The sequence below is a fragment of the Microbulbifer maximicatervae (SeqCode) genome (genome assembly GCF_052467505.1).
Genome location: NZ_CP174313.1, coordinates 2411166 through 2430023, shown reverse-complemented (window position 1 = coordinate 2430023; position 18858 = coordinate 2411166). Strand labels below are relative to the sequence as shown.

18 protein-coding genes and 2 pseudogenes are annotated in these 18858 nt (G+C 42.8%); 11 read left to right on the top strand and 9 right to left on the bottom strand.

Annotated features, from left to right (window positions below; genetic code table 11):
* Nucleotides 1–33: 33 nt before the first annotated feature.
* The gene (locus tag ACJJIN_RS10675) at nucleotides 34–1182 is read right to left on the bottom strand and encodes a LysR family transcriptional regulator (protein WP_444898035.1); all 1149 of its coding nucleotides are present in this window, start codon (nucleotides 1180–1182) and stop codon (nucleotides 34–36) included.
* Between the two features lie 208 nt (nucleotides 1183–1390).
* On the opposite strand from ACJJIN_RS10675, the gene ACJJIN_RS10670 reads away from it, so the two are divergent.
* From ACJJIN_RS10670 to ACJJIN_RS10660, 3 genes are read left to right on the top strand one after another with little or no spacing between them, the layout of a single operon-like run.
* Complete coding sequence (locus ACJJIN_RS10670) at nucleotides 1391–2311, top strand: NAD(P)/FAD-dependent oxidoreductase (RefSeq protein ID WP_444898034.1); 921 nt, start codon at nucleotides 1391–1393, stop codon at nucleotides 2309–2311.
* 26 nt (nucleotides 2312–2337) lie between these two features.
* Nucleotides 2338–2646 (top strand): transposase, encoded by a 309-nt coding sequence (locus ACJJIN_RS10665; protein WP_444895975.1) that lies wholly within the window; start codon nucleotides 2338–2340, stop codon nucleotides 2644–2646.
* Between the two features lie 8 nt (nucleotides 2647–2654).
* Complete coding sequence (locus ACJJIN_RS10660) at nucleotides 2655–3338, top strand: IS3 family transposase (RefSeq protein ID WP_444898033.1); 684 nt, start codon at nucleotides 2655–2657, stop codon at nucleotides 3336–3338.
* Nucleotides 3339–3365: 27 nt separating this feature from the next.
* Here ACJJIN_RS10660 and ACJJIN_RS10655 read toward each other — a convergent pair.
* Nucleotides 3366–4528 (bottom strand): IS3 family transposase gene (locus tag ACJJIN_RS10655; protein ID WP_444897071.1). Its coding sequence is split into 2 segments (ribosomal slippage): nucleotides 3366–4270 and nucleotides 4270–4528, totalling 1164 coding nucleotides; the frame shifts between segments, so codons are not numbered across the junction.
* 53 nt (nucleotides 4529–4581) lie between these two features.
* Here ACJJIN_RS10655 and ACJJIN_RS10650 point away from each other — a divergent pair.
* From ACJJIN_RS10650 to ACJJIN_RS10630, 5 genes and pseudogenes are all read left to right on the top strand, one after another.
* Nucleotides 4582–4758, top strand: a pseudogene (locus ACJJIN_RS10650) (IS3 family transposase); the annotation flags it as partial.
* 5 nt (nucleotides 4759–4763) lie between these two features.
* Nucleotides 4764–4994 carry a hypothetical protein gene (locus tag ACJJIN_RS10645; RefSeq protein ID WP_444898032.1) on the top strand — a complete coding sequence of 77 codons (231 nt, stop codon included), beginning with the start codon at nucleotides 4764–4766 and terminating at the stop codon, nucleotides 4992–4994.
* Nucleotides 4995–5445: 451 nt separating this feature from the next.
* Entirely contained in the window at nucleotides 5446–5823 is a 378-nt protein-coding gene (locus tag ACJJIN_RS10640; RefSeq protein ID WP_444898031.1) for a MerR family transcriptional regulator, read from the top strand.
* A gap of 36 nt (nucleotides 5824–5859) precedes the next feature.
* Nucleotides 5860–6432: an NAD(P)H-dependent oxidoreductase gene (locus ACJJIN_RS10635; protein WP_444898030.1), complete on the top strand. Its 573-nt coding sequence runs from the start codon at nucleotides 5860–5862 to the stop codon at nucleotides 6430–6432.
* Between the two features lie 97 nt (nucleotides 6433–6529).
* Nucleotides 6530–6793 carry an MOSC domain-containing protein gene (locus ACJJIN_RS10630; RefSeq protein ID WP_444898245.1) on the top strand — a complete coding sequence of 88 codons (264 nt, stop codon included), beginning with the start codon at nucleotides 6530–6532 and terminating at the stop codon, nucleotides 6791–6793.
* 414 nt (nucleotides 6794–7207) lie between these two features.
* Here the strand turns inward: ACJJIN_RS10630 and ACJJIN_RS10625 are convergent, their stop codons facing one another.
* The 5 genes and pseudogenes from ACJJIN_RS10625 to ACJJIN_RS10605 form a co-directional block, all read right to left on the bottom strand.
* Complete coding sequence (locus ACJJIN_RS10625) at nucleotides 7208–8470, bottom strand: sensor histidine kinase (protein WP_444898029.1); 1263 nt, start codon at nucleotides 8468–8470, stop codon at nucleotides 7208–7210.
* Entirely contained in the window at nucleotides 8463–9146 is a 684-nt protein-coding gene (locus tag ACJJIN_RS10620) for a response regulator transcription factor (protein ID WP_444898028.1), read from the bottom strand. Before ACJJIN_RS10620 ends, ACJJIN_RS10625 begins: the two co-directional genes overlap by 8 nt.
* Nucleotides 9147–9155: 9 nt before the next feature.
* Nucleotides 9156–10565 (bottom strand): S41 family peptidase, encoded by a 1410-nt coding sequence (locus ACJJIN_RS10615; RefSeq protein WP_444898027.1) that lies wholly within the window; start codon nucleotides 10563–10565, stop codon nucleotides 9156–9158.
* Nucleotides 10566–10881: 316 nt separating this feature from the next.
* A pseudogene (locus tag ACJJIN_RS10610) lies at nucleotides 10882–11505 on the bottom strand (IS3 family transposase); the annotation flags it as partial.
* A 230-nt stretch (nucleotides 11506–11735) separates the two neighbouring features.
* Nucleotides 11736–12044, bottom strand: coding sequence for a transposase (locus tag ACJJIN_RS10605; protein WP_444895975.1), 309 nt, complete (start codon nucleotides 12042–12044; stop codon nucleotides 11736–11738).
* A 702-nt stretch (nucleotides 12045–12746) separates the two neighbouring features.
* Between ACJJIN_RS10605 and ACJJIN_RS10600 the strand changes: the two genes are divergently transcribed.
* The 3 genes from ACJJIN_RS10600 to ACJJIN_RS10590 all read left to right on the top strand — a co-directional run bounded on the left by ACJJIN_RS10600 (nucleotide 12747) and on the right by ACJJIN_RS10590 (nucleotide 15549).
* Nucleotides 12747–13595 carry a TolB-like translocation protein gene (locus tag ACJJIN_RS10600; RefSeq protein ID WP_444898026.1) on the top strand — a complete coding sequence of 283 codons (849 nt, stop codon included), beginning with the start codon at nucleotides 12747–12749 and terminating at the stop codon, nucleotides 13593–13595.
* A gap of 1038 nt (nucleotides 13596–14633) precedes the next feature.
* Nucleotides 14634–15074 carry a hypothetical protein gene (locus ACJJIN_RS10595; RefSeq protein WP_444898025.1) on the top strand — a complete coding sequence of 147 codons (441 nt, stop codon included), beginning with the start codon at nucleotides 14634–14636 and terminating at the stop codon, nucleotides 15072–15074.
* A 73-nt stretch (nucleotides 15075–15147) separates the two neighbouring features.
* Nucleotides 15148–15549, top strand: a complete 402-nt coding sequence (locus ACJJIN_RS10590; RefSeq protein WP_444898024.1) for a GFA family protein — start codon at nucleotides 15148–15150, stop codon at nucleotides 15547–15549.
* Nucleotides 15550–15720: 171 nt separating this feature from the next.
* Here ACJJIN_RS10590 and ACJJIN_RS10585 read toward each other — a convergent pair whose 3' ends face one another.
* Both ACJJIN_RS10585 and ACJJIN_RS10580 read right to left on the bottom strand, forming a co-directional pair.
* Nucleotides 15721–17019 carry a HupE/UreJ family protein gene (locus ACJJIN_RS10585; protein ID WP_444898023.1) on the bottom strand — a complete coding sequence of 433 codons (1299 nt, stop codon included), beginning with the start codon at nucleotides 17017–17019 and terminating at the stop codon, nucleotides 15721–15723.
* Nucleotides 17020–17046: 27 nt separating this feature from the next.
* Nucleotides 17047–18831: a hypothetical protein gene (locus tag ACJJIN_RS10580; protein WP_444898022.1), complete on the bottom strand. Its 1785-nt coding sequence runs from the start codon at nucleotides 18829–18831 to the stop codon at nucleotides 17047–17049.
* Nucleotides 18832–18858 lie beyond the last annotated feature (27 nt).

The following is an 18858-nucleotide window of genomic DNA, read 5'->3' as shown; positions in this document are numbered from 1 at the left end:
GAAAAATCTTGGTAGAAATATCGTAAGTGTTTTCTAATGAAAACCCTGAAGGTTTAGGAATAATTGCCAAAGGTAACTTGCTACGGGGCCCATTGGATTAGAAGCTTGTCTTGCCACGCGTACTTCCAGTTCTTGCGGTTTTGGGATCCCTTCCACTGCAATGGGAGATAATAAGCCCTGTTCAAGCTCCGCTTCTATCATATGTTCTGGTAGCGTACCCCAACCCATACCTTGAAGAATAATTTCTTTTTTAGCCGGAAAATCGTTGACTTTCCATTGATCGCCCCCTTCAAGCACCCCGTAGGTTTTAGTGGATGACTTCCTACCACTGATGATCACCTGGGGATGGTGTAGCATAATCTGCCTTGGGACTTTCTCGTATTGGGTAAGTAGGGGAGAGTCGCCAGCGATCACAGAAATGAATTTCATATTCATTAGATGAATGGATTCAAGCTGGTCGTAAGTTTCAGTCCACGGAATAATAGCTATGGAAACCTGGCCTCCCTTTAATAAGTCCAGTGGCCCGAGGCCATTTTCGGAATAGACCTCCAAGCGTGTTTTTGGGTACTCAATTTTGCACTGACGTATTGCGCTGAGTATTGGGCCGACCGGTATGGCGGAAGTAAACGCAATACCTACTTCCAGTTCTTCTCCTGCGACCAGCTGTTTAGCTAAGCTCTCAAACGAGTGGGCTTCAGCTAGTACATGTTTGGATTGTTCATACAGGGCTTTGCCGTCAGCTGTGAGTGTGCTCCTGTATTGGTCCCGATCAAATAGTTGTAGATTGAGGTCTGCCTCTAATTTCTTGATGGCGGCGCTTATAGTGGGCTGTGTTCGGTGAAGTGTCTGGGCAGCAGCTTTTAGCGAGCCCCCTTCAACTATCGCCTTAAAATATCGTAATTGTTCCAAAGTCATAGTGGCGTGAGTTAAGAGAAAATATAGGTAAGTTTCTGATGCAGCATATTTGAGGATCTCAAACTGAAAATAGCCATTAACTGACTTTCTTTTATGAAGCATCTTTTCTGTTGTGCTGACAACATGAGTAATCTGCACTTGATACCATTTGCCAGTGCTTGCAAACTGGACAGCATCAACACCGCTGATCATTTTGAATGAGCAGCTTTTACGTAAACCAGCTATTTGTTTTTCTTCTACCAGCAGAAGCTGGGAGTCTGCGTGCACCTTTTTACTTCATGCCTGCGCGGTATCATCACCCGATATCAGCTAAATCAACTTGTTAGGTAAAAGCTTACAAGAACTTAGATTATAGTTAATATCATTAGTCTAAGTCTAACTTTATCCTTATCTCCCTATCAAGAAGTGACCTGTTCGTGAGGCATTGCGAACGGTCGCGCTTTATCCGAACAGTTGAACGATATTGAGGTGAGTTATGATCAAACGGACAGACGTGTTAATCGTTGGCGGAGGCTTTGCTGGTGTTTCTGTGGCCCAAAAGTTAGCTAAGCAGGGTATGCAGGTGGTATTGGTTGACCGAAAGGACCATTTTGAAGTGACCTTTGCCACATTACGTAATGCGATAGCGCCTAACTTACTGACTGCTAATCCACGTAAATATTATCGTGACTTTATTCAGAGCGATTTTGTTCAAGCAGATGTGGTTTCCATGGATGAGCGGATAGCAAAGTCATCAAATGGATTAGAGATCCACTTTAAACAGGCAGTTATCGCGACAGGCAGTCGCTACCCAACCTTGCCGATAGCGAAATCCACATCAGCTTATACGATTTCCGAGCGTGAGCAAGAAATGCGGAATGAGCAAAAAATACTGGCGAAATCTCAGTCAGTTTTGATTGTAGGAGGCGGTACCGTTGGCGTGGAGCTGGCCGGGGAAATTAGCAGCGCTTTTCCCAATAAAACCGTGACGTTAGTCCATTCTAAAGATGTACTACTTGGCCATCTTAAGCCTAAAGCTCAGAACAAGGCGCTAGAACAGCTTACGGCTAAGGGTGTTAGCGTACATCTCAATACCCGGTTAGTTAAAGAAGGTGCAATTTACCGTTCTATGAATACTCAAGAAACCTTCAAGGCAGACTTGGTTTATGAATGTGTAGGTATGTCGCCAAATACCGAGTTTCTAAAAACAGAATTACCCGGTGTGTTAGATAAGATGGGATTAATTAAAGTGGACGAATATATGCGGGTTAGGGGTTATTCTAACCTTTATGCGATAGGTGATTGCTCTACTCTGGATGAAAATAAGCACGGCTATATAGCAAACGTTCAAGGAGGCATCTTAGCGGGCGTTATCATTAAGACTTACCCACGTTTAGTAGACACCCTGTATAGTTAGGTTTAGGCCTAACACGGAGGTGTATCATGGGTAAGAAAAGAACTCAGGCGTATACGGAGGAGTTCCGCAGAGAAGCAGTTAAGAGAGCGGAAAAGCCTGGAGCAACAACGGCTTCTGTGGCGCGAGAGCTAGGCGTCAGCGCACAGCAGATCTACAACTGGCGTCGTCAATTTAATCGACTGTCTGATAAGCAGTTCAATAGTTTAGACGGTGTCGACTATTCCAAACAGGAAAGCGCTGAAGTTCGCAAACTCAAGAAGGAGCTGCATGAAGCTCGTCAGGAGGTTGAGTTTCTAAAAAAGGCAGCTGCGTACTTTGCGAACCACCAAGAGTAAAGTACGCATTGATACAAGAGCATGTAGGGTCATTCCCGGTTAGCTTGATGTGTCGGTGTTTAGAAGTCTCAAGATCGGGTTATTATCGATGGCGGGGGCGATTGCCATCTGCTCGCACGATTAGAGAGATACGAACAATCGAGAAAATCCGAGAGACGTTTGCTGAGTTTAAAGGTCGTTATGGCGCGCCTAGAATTGCTTGCGAGCTTCAAGAGTTAGGTGAGCCATGCTCGCGGAACTACGTCGCTAAGCTTATGCAACAGGAACATATTAAAGCGAGAAACGGCAAAGGCTTTCGATATAGTCAGCCCGTGGAGGGGAGCATTAACGTCTCCGCCAACTTACTTAAGCGTTGCTTTGATGTGGATCGACCAAATTGCCGCTGGACCAGTGACATTACGTATATCTGGGTTCTGGATAGGTGGCTATACCTCGCGGTAGTTATGGATCTGTACTCTCGACGTATTGTAGGTTGGGCATTCGACTCGCAGATGACCGATGAATTGACACGTCGAGCATTGAAAATGGCCCTAGAGCGACGACCAATAAAGCCTGGACTGCTAGTTCACTCTGACAGGGGTGTGCAATATCGATCGCAGAAATACCAGGATCTCTTGTCCGAAAGCAAGTGCAAGCCGAGCATGAGTCGCCAGGCTAACTGTTGGGATAATGCGGCAATGGAATCATTCTGATCCTACCCACCAACAACGGACACACCACTAAGCGACTAGTTGTTCCTCAAACGCCTCAGGGCTGAGATAGCCATTGGCGCTGTGTAAGCGATTTCGATTGTAGTCTATTTCTATATACTCAAATACGGTTTCCCGCATGAGGCACCTTGTAGGAAAGCGGTTACCATGGATTACTTCTACCTTAAGTGAGTGGAAGAACGTTTCTGCGCAGGCGTTATCATAGCAGTTACCTTTGGCGCTCATGCTGCACCGCAGATCATAAGCTGTAATTAAAGATTGATAATCTTTAGAGCAATATTGGCTTCCCCTGTCAGTATGCACGATAACATTTGTAGGTTTCTTACGTCGCCATAAAGCCATTTGAAGGGCGTCACAGACCAATGTAGCTGTCATCGTTTCTGACATCGCCCAACCAATAACCAGCCGACTATATAGGTCTATCACTACAGCCAGATATAACCAACCCTCTTCTGTTCGTAGGTAGGTAATATCCCCGACCCATTTCTGATTCGGCGCTTCAGTATTGAAGTTCTGCTCGAGCAGATTTGGGGCCACTGGCAGACCATGTTTTGAGTAGGTTGTGGCTTTATATCTCTTGGCGGCTTTAGCCCGTAGGCCCTGTCGACGCATGCTGGCAGCAACTGTTTTTTGATTATATTTACTCCCCTCACTGGCCAATTCCCTCGTCAGGCGAGGGGCGCCACTACGTTCTTTACTGGCTATAAAGCGCTGCTGTACCAAACCATCAAGCTCCATTTGGTACTGCTGGCGCTTGGATTGATCGGCCGATCTTGACACCCAATCGTAAAACCCACTGCGAGATACGCTCAATACCTTAGCCATCGCTTTGATGCTGAACTTATGCCTGTGCTTTAGCATGAAGGCGTACCTCATTTCAGGCTCTTTGCAAAGTACGCTGCGGCCTTTTTTAAGATCGCCAGCTCCTCTGCCTGCTCAGCCAGCTGCCGCTTAAGGCGAGCATTCTCTGTGGCCAGCTCTCTCTCGGCATCCCCTCGGCTCTGATGTAACTTAGCCTTGCTTCGCCATCCGTAAATCTGGGAAGGATGTAACCCAAGCTGTTTAGCGGCAACGCTTACCCCTACCTTGACCGCCAGTGCTAGGGCATCTTTTCTATATTCCTCTGAGTATTTTTTACGAGTGGTTTTGGTTGATTTACTTGATCGTGTCATAGGGCACCTCTGCTGCGTAGTTTATCGCTTAAGAGAGTGTCCGTCTTTGGTGGGTAGGATCATTCTTTAGCAGGCTAAAAGTCGAGCTGGTCTATGCCAGAACATTCGAAAGCGAAGAGCAAGCAAAATCTGAGGTGTTTGAATACATTGAGATTTTCTACAATAGGGTTCGTAGGCACTCTGCATTGGGCTATGTAAGTCCAGCAGAGTATGAGCGAAAATACGTATAGTTAGAGTGTCTACTTTTTGTGGGCAAGACCACATTAATCAAGCCAAAGGTAAAAAGGTTACGCCTTATAAAACACCTAGTTATGCCATTGTTACGCCGACCGGTACAGAGACAGGTGTAGCTCAAATGCCCTTTGGTGTTTTTACTTCAAAGCTATTTGTTAACCTGAAACAAAAAGACATGGGGATAGGCCACATGCTTAAAGCGAGCGGTACAACTCCAGACTTACTTAGCTAGAGCTTTTTGGTATACAGTAGAGTACCTCTAATTAAAATCTACCAGTCTCTAAGGTTTCTCTGAATGGACATTCTCACTGACCATTGAAAATCAAGTAAGAGGTAGTCCAGATACTAGCCATACTTGCCAGATGCGTATGAGGCGGCATAGAGGTGTTACTGCCATTAGTAGTAGTTTATTTACGTAGTTAGGTTCCCCGCCTGAATTTATTACAGGAAATTAGAGGGCCTTTTCTTCTTAATTTGCGGTATTGCGTATTTACGTTCTTCAACGTAATGTTTGTGCCGAAAGCATGAGAATGTTAGAAGTGAGTCCCGGCTCTTATGGGTTTCTACTAGGTACCCGTAAGAGCTGCGAAGGTCCCAAACTCATGGAAGGCTCCTTTCATGTGATGAATATTTTTCATAGGCTGTAATCTCAATGGGAAATTGAGCATAGGTAGGAGGTCTGTATGTTTATAGGAGAGGTGTCAAGAAGGACGAATCTCACTGTAAAAGCGATAAGATTTTATGAGGAAAAAGGCCTCATTGCCGTTCCTAAAAGGCAGGGCAGATATAGAGTCTATACGGCAGAAGATGTTGAAATTCTTACTTTGATCTCAGAAGCCAAAGTACTTGGGGTGACTTTGGCTGAGTTGAAGGATGTTATTCGGTACCATAATGGAGAGGTTGATTGGGCTCGAATCAGCGTTTTTCTGAAGAAAGTAAAAAGGAAAATTGAGGCTGAATTGGAATCACTTTCTAGTAAAGCTGAAAAGGTTGATCAGTGTATTGCTTCTATAGATTCCTGCCATAAAAGTCTTGACTCTCCCCTTAAGGGGAGACGGTAGACTTTTCATCATGTCTTTAAGCAATAGTATGACACGATGAAAAATATCCTACTTTTAAATGGCAATCCAAAGAAGAACAGTTTTGTTAAGCAGTTGAGCGATGTCTATGAGTCTGAGGCAAAGAAGCAGGCAAATGTTCGGCGATATAATCTGTCGGAAATGGACTTCAATTCGAATTTAGAGTTTGGGTACGATGACTATCAAGTATTGGAGGATTGTCTATATGAATTTCAAGAGGCTCTTAAATGGGCACAGCATATTGTTGTGATGTCGCCTATTTGGTGGGGCGGATTGCCAGGAAAGCTCAAAGGCTTGATCGATCGATCTTTTCTTCCCGGAATTACCTTTAAATTTGAGAGTGGTAGTGCAGAACCGATACAACTTCTTAAAGGCAAAACATCAAGAATAATTTTGACAATGGATGCCCCTACAGAATATTTAGAAGAACAAGCAAAGTCAGTATTAGAGCAGCTTGATCGATTTACTCTTCAATACTGCGGCTTCTCGAAAGCAGAGGTTAGTTTATTTGGTTCAATGATTATGTCTGATAAGAATCAACAGGACTCCTGGTTGAAAACTGTTAAAGCACTTGGTGCTAGCTGTATTTAGCCTAGAACAAATCAATCTATGTTAGTTATGACTTCCTAACGACAACCAATACACTTGACGATACCTTAACTTCAATAGTTATGATTATTGGCAACAAATCCTGTATAAAAGCCATTTACCCTATGGAACTTTCGGGGAAAATTTGACAGTCTCTGGGCTTATCGAAGATGAAGTCTTTATCGGTGACCAATTTAGCATAGGCGATTGTCTCCTTGAGGTAAGTCAGCCAAGAATTCCATGTTTTAAACTCAATATGGCTTTAGATAATGATAATACCGTTAAATTATTTAAAGATTACTTCAACACTAGTGTGTATTTTAGGGTGCTTGAGGAAGGTTATATAGGACAAGAAAAAAACTAAGTAAAGTTGCTGAGGCACCTGGTTCTGTCAGTGTAAATACCATGTTTAGAGCCTTATTTGATAAGGGGTATGCTTTTAGCAAACAAGTACTTGAGGCCGTCCATCAATTGCGGCCCCTCTCCCAAGAGTGGCGAGAAAAAGTGGAAAGACGCCTGAAGAGGATTGATTAGATAAGCAGTTTTGTGATGGCTCGTAAGACCTTCCTGTTTGTATCTTTGGTCAATGGCGCTAAAGCATTATGCCTGCACTTCAGATTGATTCGCACTGCCAAGATGCACAGCCTTGCCCCCTAAATGTATTACGTCAAGTTGCTTGAGCAGATTCCTCACTGTCAATCCGTTGAGGGTTATGAGCCACTGCTACCTTGGGGCATCCAACTTGAGAGAGTGGAGTGGCCATTAATAGTTAACGCCTTTAAGTTCTGATAATTATTTCAAATCTGCTTTGAGCGCATTGATACCGTGCTTGCCAAGAACACATTTCACAAATACGCTTTACTAAGTACAGTCCTTGCCCCAAGCCGGAACTATGTTTGTTTTTTGCACTTTCAGTAAAAGGATCTTTTATCAACTTCTGCTGAATCTCATCAATATTATTCGAAAAATGTAAATTTCCTTGTGAAAATTTAATGCTCAATTTATGGTCGCTGGCGTAATGATCTGCATTTTCTATGAGGTTAGTAAAAAGGTGCAGCAACAAATTTTCATTAGCTCGCACCTTTTCTTCAGCAGAAACCTGAAGTTCAAAAGTTAAAAGGCTATCAGGGCTTGCTTGTACATGATTTAATATCGATTTTTCAAGTACAAACAATAAGCTTACCTCCTGGCGTTCCAGTGACTCCTGCCTTGCCAGAGCCAGCAGAGTTGATATAGTTCTTTGCATCTCTGATGAAGATTTTTGTAGCCTCTCAATCTCCATTAAAGATATTCTGCCAGTACCAGCTACCTTGCTAATAATATTACGTAATACACTCAATGGAGTTCTGAGTTCATGACTAATGTCCCGAGTAAAGTCGGACTCACGCTTTAAGATGACTTGTTTATACAATAAGGTATCTTCAAAAGTCTTTGCCAAATAACCTATTTCATCTTTAGGGTAAGCTCTGGCGAAGCCCGGCGAAATGGGCTGCTGCTTACTTCTTGAGATTGCATAAGCAAGAGATTGTAGAGGCTTTAAAGTATAACTTGATACCCAGAAGGCCAGCAATAAACCTAAAACTACGAGTAACACAAGCATCAATGATAGCCATATCGTTACTACTGGTAGAAAATCAGTACTAACTTCGTAAGCGGAAATGTCTGCAACTAATACCATTTCCAGCTCCCCCAGAATTACTGGTTTGATATGGAGAGTTGGGCCTCGATCTAATACAAATTCAACTCTTTCTGGATCTTGCTCTAGCAAAACAGGAATATTACCTGGCAAAGCACTTCTACTTCCATACAACTGAATAAACTGCAATCTTGGAGTTGTAATTTCTCCTGATGATTTATAGACCTCCTTGAGATATACAGCCTCATTATTGACTAATCTATTAAAAATAATATCTTCTACTACCCAAGCATAAGCCACTATTACAAGACTATAAAGCAAACCCAAAAAAATTGAGTAAATTGCAATTAAATACAAGGTGCGCTGCTGTATGCCTTTCTTTGGCCACTGAGCTGGGTTATTCATATGGCACATCTAATTTATATCCAACCCCATGAATATTTTTTAGCATGTTATATGAAAAAGGCTTATCCAATATACTTCTCAATATATAGATATGTGATCGTAATACATCACTATCAGGAAAATTGTCTCCCCAAATTCTACTTAATAGTTCAGAGCGGGTCATAGCTTGAGGGAACGCCTTGGCGAGTAACAATAGTAGTTTGAAGTCTGTACGACTGAGCTTTAGAGTCTGCCCTCGGCGGGTAGCTTTATGCTGGCGTATATCAATACACAATTCTCCAATATTAAGGATTTGAGATCGATAAAGGTTATGTCGACGATATAAGGCCTTACACCGCATAGCCACCTCTTCCAATGAAAATGGCTTGGTTAGATAATCATCAGCACCAGCTTCAAAACCAATCCCTTTGTCATAAATACTATCTCTAGCGGTGAGCATCAACACCGGGGTATTCACTTCATAATTAGTTTTGATCTGTCGGCATAACTTAATACCATCAATATCAGGCAACATTAAGTCCAGCAATACTACATCATATTGATGTTGTTGAAACAGGCTATACCCCATCTTGCCACTACTGGCATAGTCTACCTGGAACAGTTGTTGCTCTAAAAAGTCGCACACCTGGCAAGCGATGTCTGTATTGTCTTCAATTAATAAAGCTGTCAGGCTCATGATTACCTCTTAGTCAGCACTATTTCGTAAAGATAACACTTTGTTGATGGCCAAATCATATCCGGCAGCGATAGCTTCTGCATTCGGAGTTACTGGGATATCTGGTATTACACCGCTAACTTTATCGTCCCCATTGGGCCTTACCAGCTTGCGTGTAGTGATATAAGCCCTCAATTGTGAATGTGGCAAATTAAACAAGTTACCTTGCGCAGTTTGGTTAGAGTAGCCTTCCGTTTTTTGACCAATCAATGTAGCAAATCGATGATCTTGAGCCGCACTAGAAAATACGATAGCAGCAGAATAAGTAACCGGGCTAATCAGTATATAAACTTCTCCTTCAAATAAGTTATTATTATCTATGGGGCGGTGCCATTCATCCCAGTCGTGTTGAATCAATTCTCCAGCTTTTCCCTTATAGTTAAAAAGCCCTCGATTTTGTTGATTCAATTTTTCTGTCATATAAGAAATCATACGAAACTCTTTGTGGGCAATATAGCTTAATAAATAGGTGGCACTATCAGTATTACCCCCTAAGTTTTCGCGCAAATCGATAATCAAGCATGTAATTTTTCTATTTTTGATATCAGTAAAAGCTTGATCGATAAACTCGCTAAACCAGTCCAATCCTACATCAAAGCTGCCTATATGAAGATAAGCAGTGTCATCTGATATGACTTTAAAATAGAAGTCCTGCCTGCCATTGATAATTTCATCTTGAAGGTGCCAGTTTTGTTTGGAAAGTAACTGGGTAGTATGATTGGATCGGCTCACAGGCTCCTGCCATTTCAATTCAAAATCGTCAATAAACCCAAAGACAGCCCATAACATTACACCAAACCGTTTAGTAATAATTTGCTCTCTTAGAAAGCGAGACTCCCCACCTGCAAACTTCTGCATATGATCCATCAAGGTTTGAATACTTTGACCATTAATTCCTGTAATTCTTGCCCCTGCCGGCACTGATTGCCTACCATTTATATATGTATTCTTTGTTACGATACTACCATCAGGAGTTAAAGTAACAGCCAATGGAAAGGGCTTTTTGCCACTGGCTATAAGTTTTTCATACTCCTGATAAGGCCATATCAGAAAAGAATGACCATCATTAAACTTGTGCGCCAGTTGCCCTACAACTCGATAGAAATGGAGTCGATTCATAGAATCAGAGATTTGTAGCTGTAAGTCTCTAACCGCTTCTTCCAGCTCCTGCAAATCGGTATAATGATCTAGTGCCGGATGTCTTTCTAAAGCCCCCAAGTAGAATGCCTCCACATCTTCTCGCATTTCAGCAACAGTTAATTTTTTTTCCAACAAAGAGCTGTCTGTTAACTCAGGAAAAATCTCTAGATGTGATGAGTTACAAGCAATAACCAATACTGAACTTACCAGAAAAAAACAAATTTGATATAACCTTTTCATTTCGAAAACTCAAGTTTGAAATGAGCAGCTTAACAATGGGGTTGTGAAGATTCTGTCAAGCTACGTAATAGCAAAGCTAGAAGCTATTCCATTAACTCAACAGGCCTAGTTAAACACCCAGTTCAACTTGCGTCAGCTAAAGGCAGGTAGTTTGTTTGGCATTGCATCTATGTTATTTGGGTAAGTTACAACCCCAGGAGCAGTTCTGGAAACCCAGCAAATAGAGTATTGACACCGGAGCTGATTAAATGTTGTAAATTCAATAGCTTGTCTAGTTATAGGAACTGGTCTTGCCCACAAAAAGTAGACACTCTAACTATGCGTATTTTCGTTCATACTCTGCTGGACTTACATAGCCCAATGCAGAGTGCCTACGAACCCTATTGTAGAAAATCTCAATGTATTCAAACACCTCAGATTTTGCTTGCTCTTCGCTTTCGAATGTTCCGGCATAGACCAGCTCGACTTTTAGCCTGCTAAAGAATGATTCCATTGCCGCATTATCCCAACAGTTAGCCTGGCGACTCATACTCGGCTTGCACTTGCTTTCGGACAAGAGATCTTGGTATTTCTGCGATCGATATTGCACACCTCTGTCAGAGTGAACTAGCAGTCCAGGCTTTATTGGTCGTCGCTCTAGGGCCATTTTCAGCGCTCGACGTGTCAATTCATCGGTCATCTGGGAGTCAAATGCCCAACCTACAATACGTCGAGAGTACAGATCCATAACTACCGCGAGGTATAGCCACTTCTCCAGAACCCAGATATACGTAATGTCACTGGTCCAGCAGCAATTTGGTCGATCCACATCAAAGCAACGCTTAAGTAAGTTGGCGGAGACGTTAATGCTCCACTCTACGGGCTGACTATATCGAAAGCCTTTGCCGTTTCTCGCTTTAATATGCTCCTGTTGCATAAGCTTAGCGACGTAGTTCCGCGAGCATGGCTCACCTAACTCTTAAAGCTCGCAAGCAATTCTAGGCGCGCCATAACGACCTTTAAACTCAACAAACGTCTCTCGGATTTTCTCGATTGTTCGTATCTTTCTAATCGTGCGAGCAGATGGCAATCGCCCCCGCCATCGATAATAACCCAATCTTGAGACTTCTAAACACCGACACATCAAGCTAACCGGGAATGACCCTACATGCTCTTGTATCAATGCGTACTTTACTCTTGGTGGTTCGCAAAGTACGCAGCTGCCTTTTTTAGAAACTCAACCTCCTGACGAGCTTCATGCAGCTCCTTCTTGAGCTTGCGAACTTCAGCGCTTTCCTGTTTGGAATAGTCGACACCGTCTAAACTATTGAACTGTTTATCAGACAGCCGATTAAATTGACGACGCCAGTTGTAGATCTGCTGTGCGCTGACGCCTAGCTCTCGCGCCACAGAAGCCGTTGTTGCTCCAGGCTTTTCCGCTCTCTTAACTGCTTCTCTGCGGAACTCCTCCGTATACGCCTGAGTTCTTTTCTTACCCATGATACACCTCCGTGTTAGGCCTAAACCTAACTATCAGGGTGTCTACTAAACGTGGGTAAGTCTTGAACCTAACGCCCAGGGTTCTTTCTCCCAATCCAACCTCTAAACATCACTTACCAAGCCTCCCACCAAGGAAAGCGCTCTCACTTCAATAGGTAGAGATCTAGGTAAGTGTATTTCAGGCAATGTATCTAATTGAGCTGCACTTTCTACCAGATTGATGTCTATCTGGTAGAAAATGCAGCAGCCATTGGGACTAAAGTATCGCTCATTCTTAATCCCGCAGAATAAAAATTGATCATATGGTTGAGATTAGAAAATAGTACTCGTTGTTTCACAGTTTCCACCATCATTTATTTCTTTTGGGCAGACTTGTGGATTTACTTACAGCGGATAGGTGAATATCTGAGGGAGTATTTCTATAGGTTTAAGATCGTCGTTTCCCGATAACTCTCTCTGTAATTGGGGGCTCGGTGTGGATTGGCAATACAAAATGAGCCGCAAGGTCAGTATATATGGAGGGCAAAAGGGAGGTCCGAACCCTCGCTGTAGAGCCACTTTTGAGCATATTTCATACAAATAGCTGGCGGATCACACCTCTTCCCACAAGAATCAGGCAAAATTCATATGGACGTCAGGTGTTATAAAGACTGAATAGATACATTGGTTGCTTATTACTTCATATTTAAGCAAGGATATGTCATGAGGAACCTTTGTATTTCAATGGCTCTACTCTCACTGCTAGCCCTGAGTGTTAACAGTTATAGTCAGGATACACCGACAGTTCTTGAAGGGCCCTATCTTGGACAGAAACCTCCTGGGTTAACTCCAAAGTTATTCGCTCCTAATCCCTCGAAAGAGTATCGGGATTGGGGTGGCTACTTCACGCCTGATATGCAGGAGTACTACGTTACAAGAAGATATCACCAAAGTGGTGAGTCTTCGAAAGTTGTATTCAAGCTTGAGGGTAATCGTTGGTATGAATCGGAAGTGGCCTGGGGTGGCTCTATCTCACCTGATGGTCAAACAATGTATTCTAGAAATCGATATAGAGAACGCACTGACAATGGTTGGTCAGAACCTAAAAGCCTGGGGCCACTATTTGAAGACTTTCGTATCATGCGCCTTACGGCTTCTGCAAAAGGAACCTTTGTATTTGATGAAGTAGGTTCAAATGGAGATGGTATTCTTCGCTATTCGCGTCTGTTAGATGGTAAGCGTGAAGCGCCAAAACCTTTTGGAAAGCAGATAAATACAGGTAAATGGACTGCTCACCCGTTTATTGCCCCTGATGAGTCCTACATTATCTGGGATAGTGAAAGAGAGGGTGGATATGGTGATAGCGATATGTACATCAGCTTTCGCCAAAAAGATGGCTCATGGGGTGCGGCTATTAACTTCGGTGATAAGATCAATACGGAGGGGGAAGATGGTGGTGGATATGTAACACCTGATGGGAAATACCTTTTCTACTGCCGGCGTTGTACTCCACCGAATTTTGAAATAATGTGGGTAGATGCGGAGTTTATTGAGGCCCTTAGGCCTAAATAAAATTTACACTAAGCTACGCCTAGTTCTCTGTATCTATCATCATATTGCTAAATTTAAATTCTTTAATGATATTTCCGGTCTTCGCTATACATGAAGCCCCGGTTGATCCCGCAGCAACCTGTTAAGTTGTATAGAATCCTTTCACCAAGTAAGAAGGTGAGCACCACACCAAGTATGTGAGCGTTCACCTTTATGTGTTAGCCTCTATTAGCCACAAACTACCGAAAACTTGAAACAATGTTGATAGAAACCAGGTTAGATTGAGGTTTGTGCAACTAGAATACGCAATAAATATGCACGCCACAAAAAACCTGTTCTTTCTGATAGCATTTCTCTATTTGGAACCGAAGTTCAGCCTGAGATATTTGTTGTAGAACATGTAGCTAATGCCGGAGTTAAAATTAGTCCGGGAGATCGTTCAGTGTTAGTAGATTGGGGCCCCATGGTCGGTTAAAATTTATCAATGATAGAGATTGTCTTGTATTACTTGAGTTGATTTAAAATGTATGAATGGATTCCTTAAGTATTTTAGTCGTGTTCTCCTTACAGTTTCAGGTTGCCTATTTATTTTAGGTTTAGTTTCTGTGTTTTATGTGGAGGTCAAGCCTGTATACGTCAATATAAAGGAGATTACACTATATCAAAATGGGTATACTGATCCGGTCGGAAGGTTTGGTTCTTATGCGAAGAATAATGGAGGGAGTACAAAGTTTGTTTTATTTAGTTACAAATATACGGTAGGTAAATCGTCATATAGTGGAGCCTGGATGAAAATAGGCTCTCTCTCAACGATAGGGCGAATGCGAACTGTATATTATAATCCAGTCCTGCCAATGTTCTCAGTTCTTGAAAAGGGAATCTCCTTGTTTTGGGTAATCTTCCTTGGAATGTTGGGGTATGGGCTTCTGGAAGTTCGCAATTGGCTATATCGATAAACCCAACTTGTAAGGTTAATTCTGCAGGAAGTAACTATTTACTCTTGCTTTATTTTGTACTTTTGGATATGGCATAACTTTTATAAGAATAAACTGTGAAATTATGATGAAAACTATCCTTTTTGTGTGCTGCTTTATGATCTGCTTAGGTATCAATGCAGCTGAAGTTGAAAACTGTACTAATTCTGAAATTAGCAATGAATATTTTGGTGATTTTTCAAATATTCAATTCCATGAGGAGTCTAATTTAAAAGATGTTGCTCAAGAAAACCTTATTCAATACGCTAAAGAAATTACAAAAGTTGCAAATTGGGACTATAAGCTAAGTGGCCCAGATGAGCATTACTTACCAATTTTAATTGACTATCTTAAAAATCCATCAGGTTTGGGCCCTGAAATAGAGTGTATGTGGTTGTTGTATGAGGAGGGAGATGTACTCCGACGTTTCACTGATGATCAAAGTCATGTATCTAGGAGTGGCTATGCCTTATTTAAAAAGGACGAGTTATCAGCTTATTTCTACAGCCAAATTATATTGCTTTAGCAGTGTAGAAATTATAAAAGGTGATATAGATATCTCAGTTTTCGAGACTTTATATTAATAAAGGAGTGTCTTTTTGACTAAAGGTGAATGCAATTGTGGAGAGATAGCTTATGAGATACAAGAATCCCTCACAGATTTATATATGTGCCACTGTTCAATCTGTCGTCGTTCCACAGGGAGTGGCGCTATTACTGTAGCTATTGTGCCTACCGAGAAGTTTAGTTGGGTTAAAGGTAAGGAGAACCTTAAGTATTGGTCTAAGCCCGGGCATGATTGGCATACAAATTTTTGCGCTACTTGCGGTTCGACTCTGCCCGGAGATAATGATTCTTTAAATACTTACATTCCTGCAGGAAGCTTGGTAGATGGTAACGAGAATCTAAAAGTGGTTCATCATTTATGGGTTGACTCAAAGGCCTCTTGGGAAGTAATAGGTGACGCCGGGAAGCAGCATCCCAAGGGGGTTGGATCTTAAATTATTTAACGTCCTGATTTATTGCGCTTTGTATTTTTACTCACTATTACGTGTGTAGTGACAGGGAGGTTAATTTTGGAGTGAGTTTTGTCTCTGGAGCTTGAGAATACAAAGTAGTTTTAGGTGTATTATCTCGGGTGTAATAATCAGAGAGAAAGCTCATTCTCCTGTTCAGAAAATTGCCGAAACAAGCTCATATCCTCTATCTAATGTCCAAATAAAAGCAATTGCGCTACAGAGTCCAGCAACAGAATAACGTATCCGGATTTCCCATTCCTTTTTCCTGAGCCTGGCCAAATAGGCCAGGGGCCATATGGCAAGAATTATGAGTACTTGCCCGGCTTCTATTCCCAGGTTGAAGGCCAAGAGGCTTTGCCAGATATTCGGGGAGTCAACTTGGAGTATTTCATGTAATACAAATGAAAAACCCAGGCCATGGAGCAGGCCGAGCATGCAGGTGCCGATAAAAATTGTACTTTCGCTGCCTGTGATCTTTGTTTCTTCCCTGTGTAGTGATATCCAGGCCATATAGATTATGGATAGGGCGATACCGGTTTCTACCATAGGTACGAACCAGCTGACTATGGGAACAAAACCAAAGAATCCGGCTGAGAGGGTGATACTGTGACCGATGGTAAAGCCGGTAGCGCGCCACAAGAGTAGCGGTAGGCTGAGTGCACCGAGGCTTAGGCAGAGTACAAATAACACGTGGTCCAACCCCTTCAGGATATGGGCGATGCCCTCCGCCAGAAAAGTCTTCACAGCGTCTATTGAGGAGTGGGTAATCAGTAGTGGCTTTTGCATAAGACCGCGTGAGCGAAATACCTGGGTCTTACCTGGGTTGTAATCCAGCACCAGATTTGCGGTGTCTTCCTGGTTGGGGAGGCCGGGGTTAAGAGAGCTGGATAGTTGGTATTTTCCAAGGGGAGCTTCCAGAGGGTAGAAGATCTGAATATCAACCAAGGTGTCACCCACATACAACCTTTGATTGGTATCTTCAGGTAAGTATTGGTGCAAAAATGCCTGCTGTGCCTCCTCCAGCGTTGCAAAACCTGGTTCATTTCCTATCCGATACAGGCGCACGGCTTTTACATCGCCTTTTATCTGCTTGTCAGTATTGCGGAGAAGAGTGGCGCTCTCTGCAATATTACCGAGTCCTAGAGGCGCTAGCTCCAGCTGCTGAAAATCCACATAATGGACCAAGCCGCCTTGATCCAATGAGTTTTTGGTATAGGGCGCGGGTTGTGGGAGTTTGCCAGTATAGGGGTCGCGACCCTTTTTTGTTTTATCTGCCAGTAAATAGGGCATAGGCACTCTCATATATAGGTTGGCACCACTGGCTGTGTGCTCTATATGGAAAATCCGTACATTGAAGTTAAGAAGAAAGTGCGCTTGTGCTTGCCCGCTGAGGCTGGACATAAGGAGGTATAGAACAAATGTTGCGGGGAACTTGTATGTGCTGTTTTTCATAACCCTAACTATTTCTCTATTTTATTCTTACCGCACGGATAGGGGAGTAAATCCAGCGATTTTCCAGTGGTTATCAGACTGGATAATTGCGATATTGGCCCGGGTCTCTTGCGGTCTTTGTTCAAACTGTCCCCAGCTTCGGTCCTCTACTACCGCCTGCCAACTTGTAATCAACCGGAATCCTTTGTTGCCATTCAGGTTAATTTGGCTGGAGTACTCGACTTTAAGATTTGTAATAGCACTGATTGATCCCAAGCCACCACTCGTTGTTTGGGGGCGATGAATTTGTGCCAGATTTGAATAGGTACTTTCGAATCCTTCCTTGGTAATCAGGTTTTTTAGCTTTAATTCCAGATTGATCGGTAGAGGCTCTTTAAATGCGGCTGCAACTTTTAACAGTAGCTGTTCTGTTACTTGGCCCAAGTCCCGTTTTTTAGCGGTTCCTGGGAGGTTTACCCGGTATTCTTCTGGAAGATTGAGGTACAAAGCGATAGCTGAGATTATTATGGCGGTATAGAGAATAGTTGAACCCTTGCGGCCTATAAGTGAGTGTTTTGTGGATAGCGTCAATACAATTATCGTAATAATAAGAAATGAAAATAGGATAGCCATAGGGACCGCCAGGCTAGGGGTTTCTATTACAAGTGGATCGCTATTTGGAGGTCGGTAATCGTATAGGTAGTTGTGCCACTGAATATCAGGAAATGAGGGAATTACATGGGTGGGAAATGGGCCTGCGGGGTCCTGAATTAGGGTGGGAACGGAGTTGATCGTATCGGTGAATAGATTCCAGTCTACGGTAACACTCTGGGGCAGTGCATCGATGGAAAATTTTTCCCGGTAGCCAATCATCACTGAGCCCATTTCAATAGTGTCATTCTCTGAAATCTGTGAGTACCCGCTATTATTTGCGCGAAGAAAAACAGTCTCAATGCTATTCGGCTGTGAGGGCGACTGATCAATAGAAGTTGGATTTTTATTATTTAGATAGCTGCGAACTGTGTGGTGCAGGAAGGCCTTACTTTCTGGTGTTAATAGTTGCCAGGCATCGAAAGGGTGATTAGTCCACTCCAGTAAGTCCTTGGTGCGCACGAGTATCTCATGGCGTATCTGGCGGGGCTCTACGTAGAGGAAAGACATTAGAGGGTAGCGATTACGCCGACTAATATTGGTGTTCTTAAAATGTGTATTCCATGGGTCTTTCCAGTCGATAATGAGTGGTTCAGCTTGGGATAGGTAGTGAAAGCCGCTGATAGGTGTTTGCCCGTGGCGACTGGTAAAGCCAATTGTCACGGATGCCTGCTTATCACTACCGATGGGTGGTTTTAGTTGCAGGACTGAAAGTCCACCGATTGGATATTTCAGCTGAGTTAAAAGAATCTTTTTATCTGCCGGGAAATCCGGCATTTTTATGCCGGTGCGGGGATCGGTTTTCCCAGCAAAAGGGGAAATTCTAGGTTTTCTCTGGGCTACTCGAATTGAGATGAGTTTGGGCTTAATGCTCTTATTTCCAGAGAGTACTTGAAAGTCGAAAGATTGTTGGGTTTTTGCCGATTGTGCCAGTCGATAAATGTCTGGTGTATCATCAATTCCTGGCCAAAATAGTTTGGCATCGCTTGCTGATATCTCGAATCTAATGTTTAGGATATTTTTTTGTATATCGATCTCCGCAATATTGTTGGCGGTCTCAGCGCCACTTAAACTGATGAAATCAGCCTTGCTGGTTGTTGATAATGCACAGATGAATAATATCAAGGCCAGGCTGATAAGTATTTTGTTGGATGATAAATAAAATTTCGTTTCGGGAGTCATGTGTTTCTTGAGTAGAGTTTATCAGTT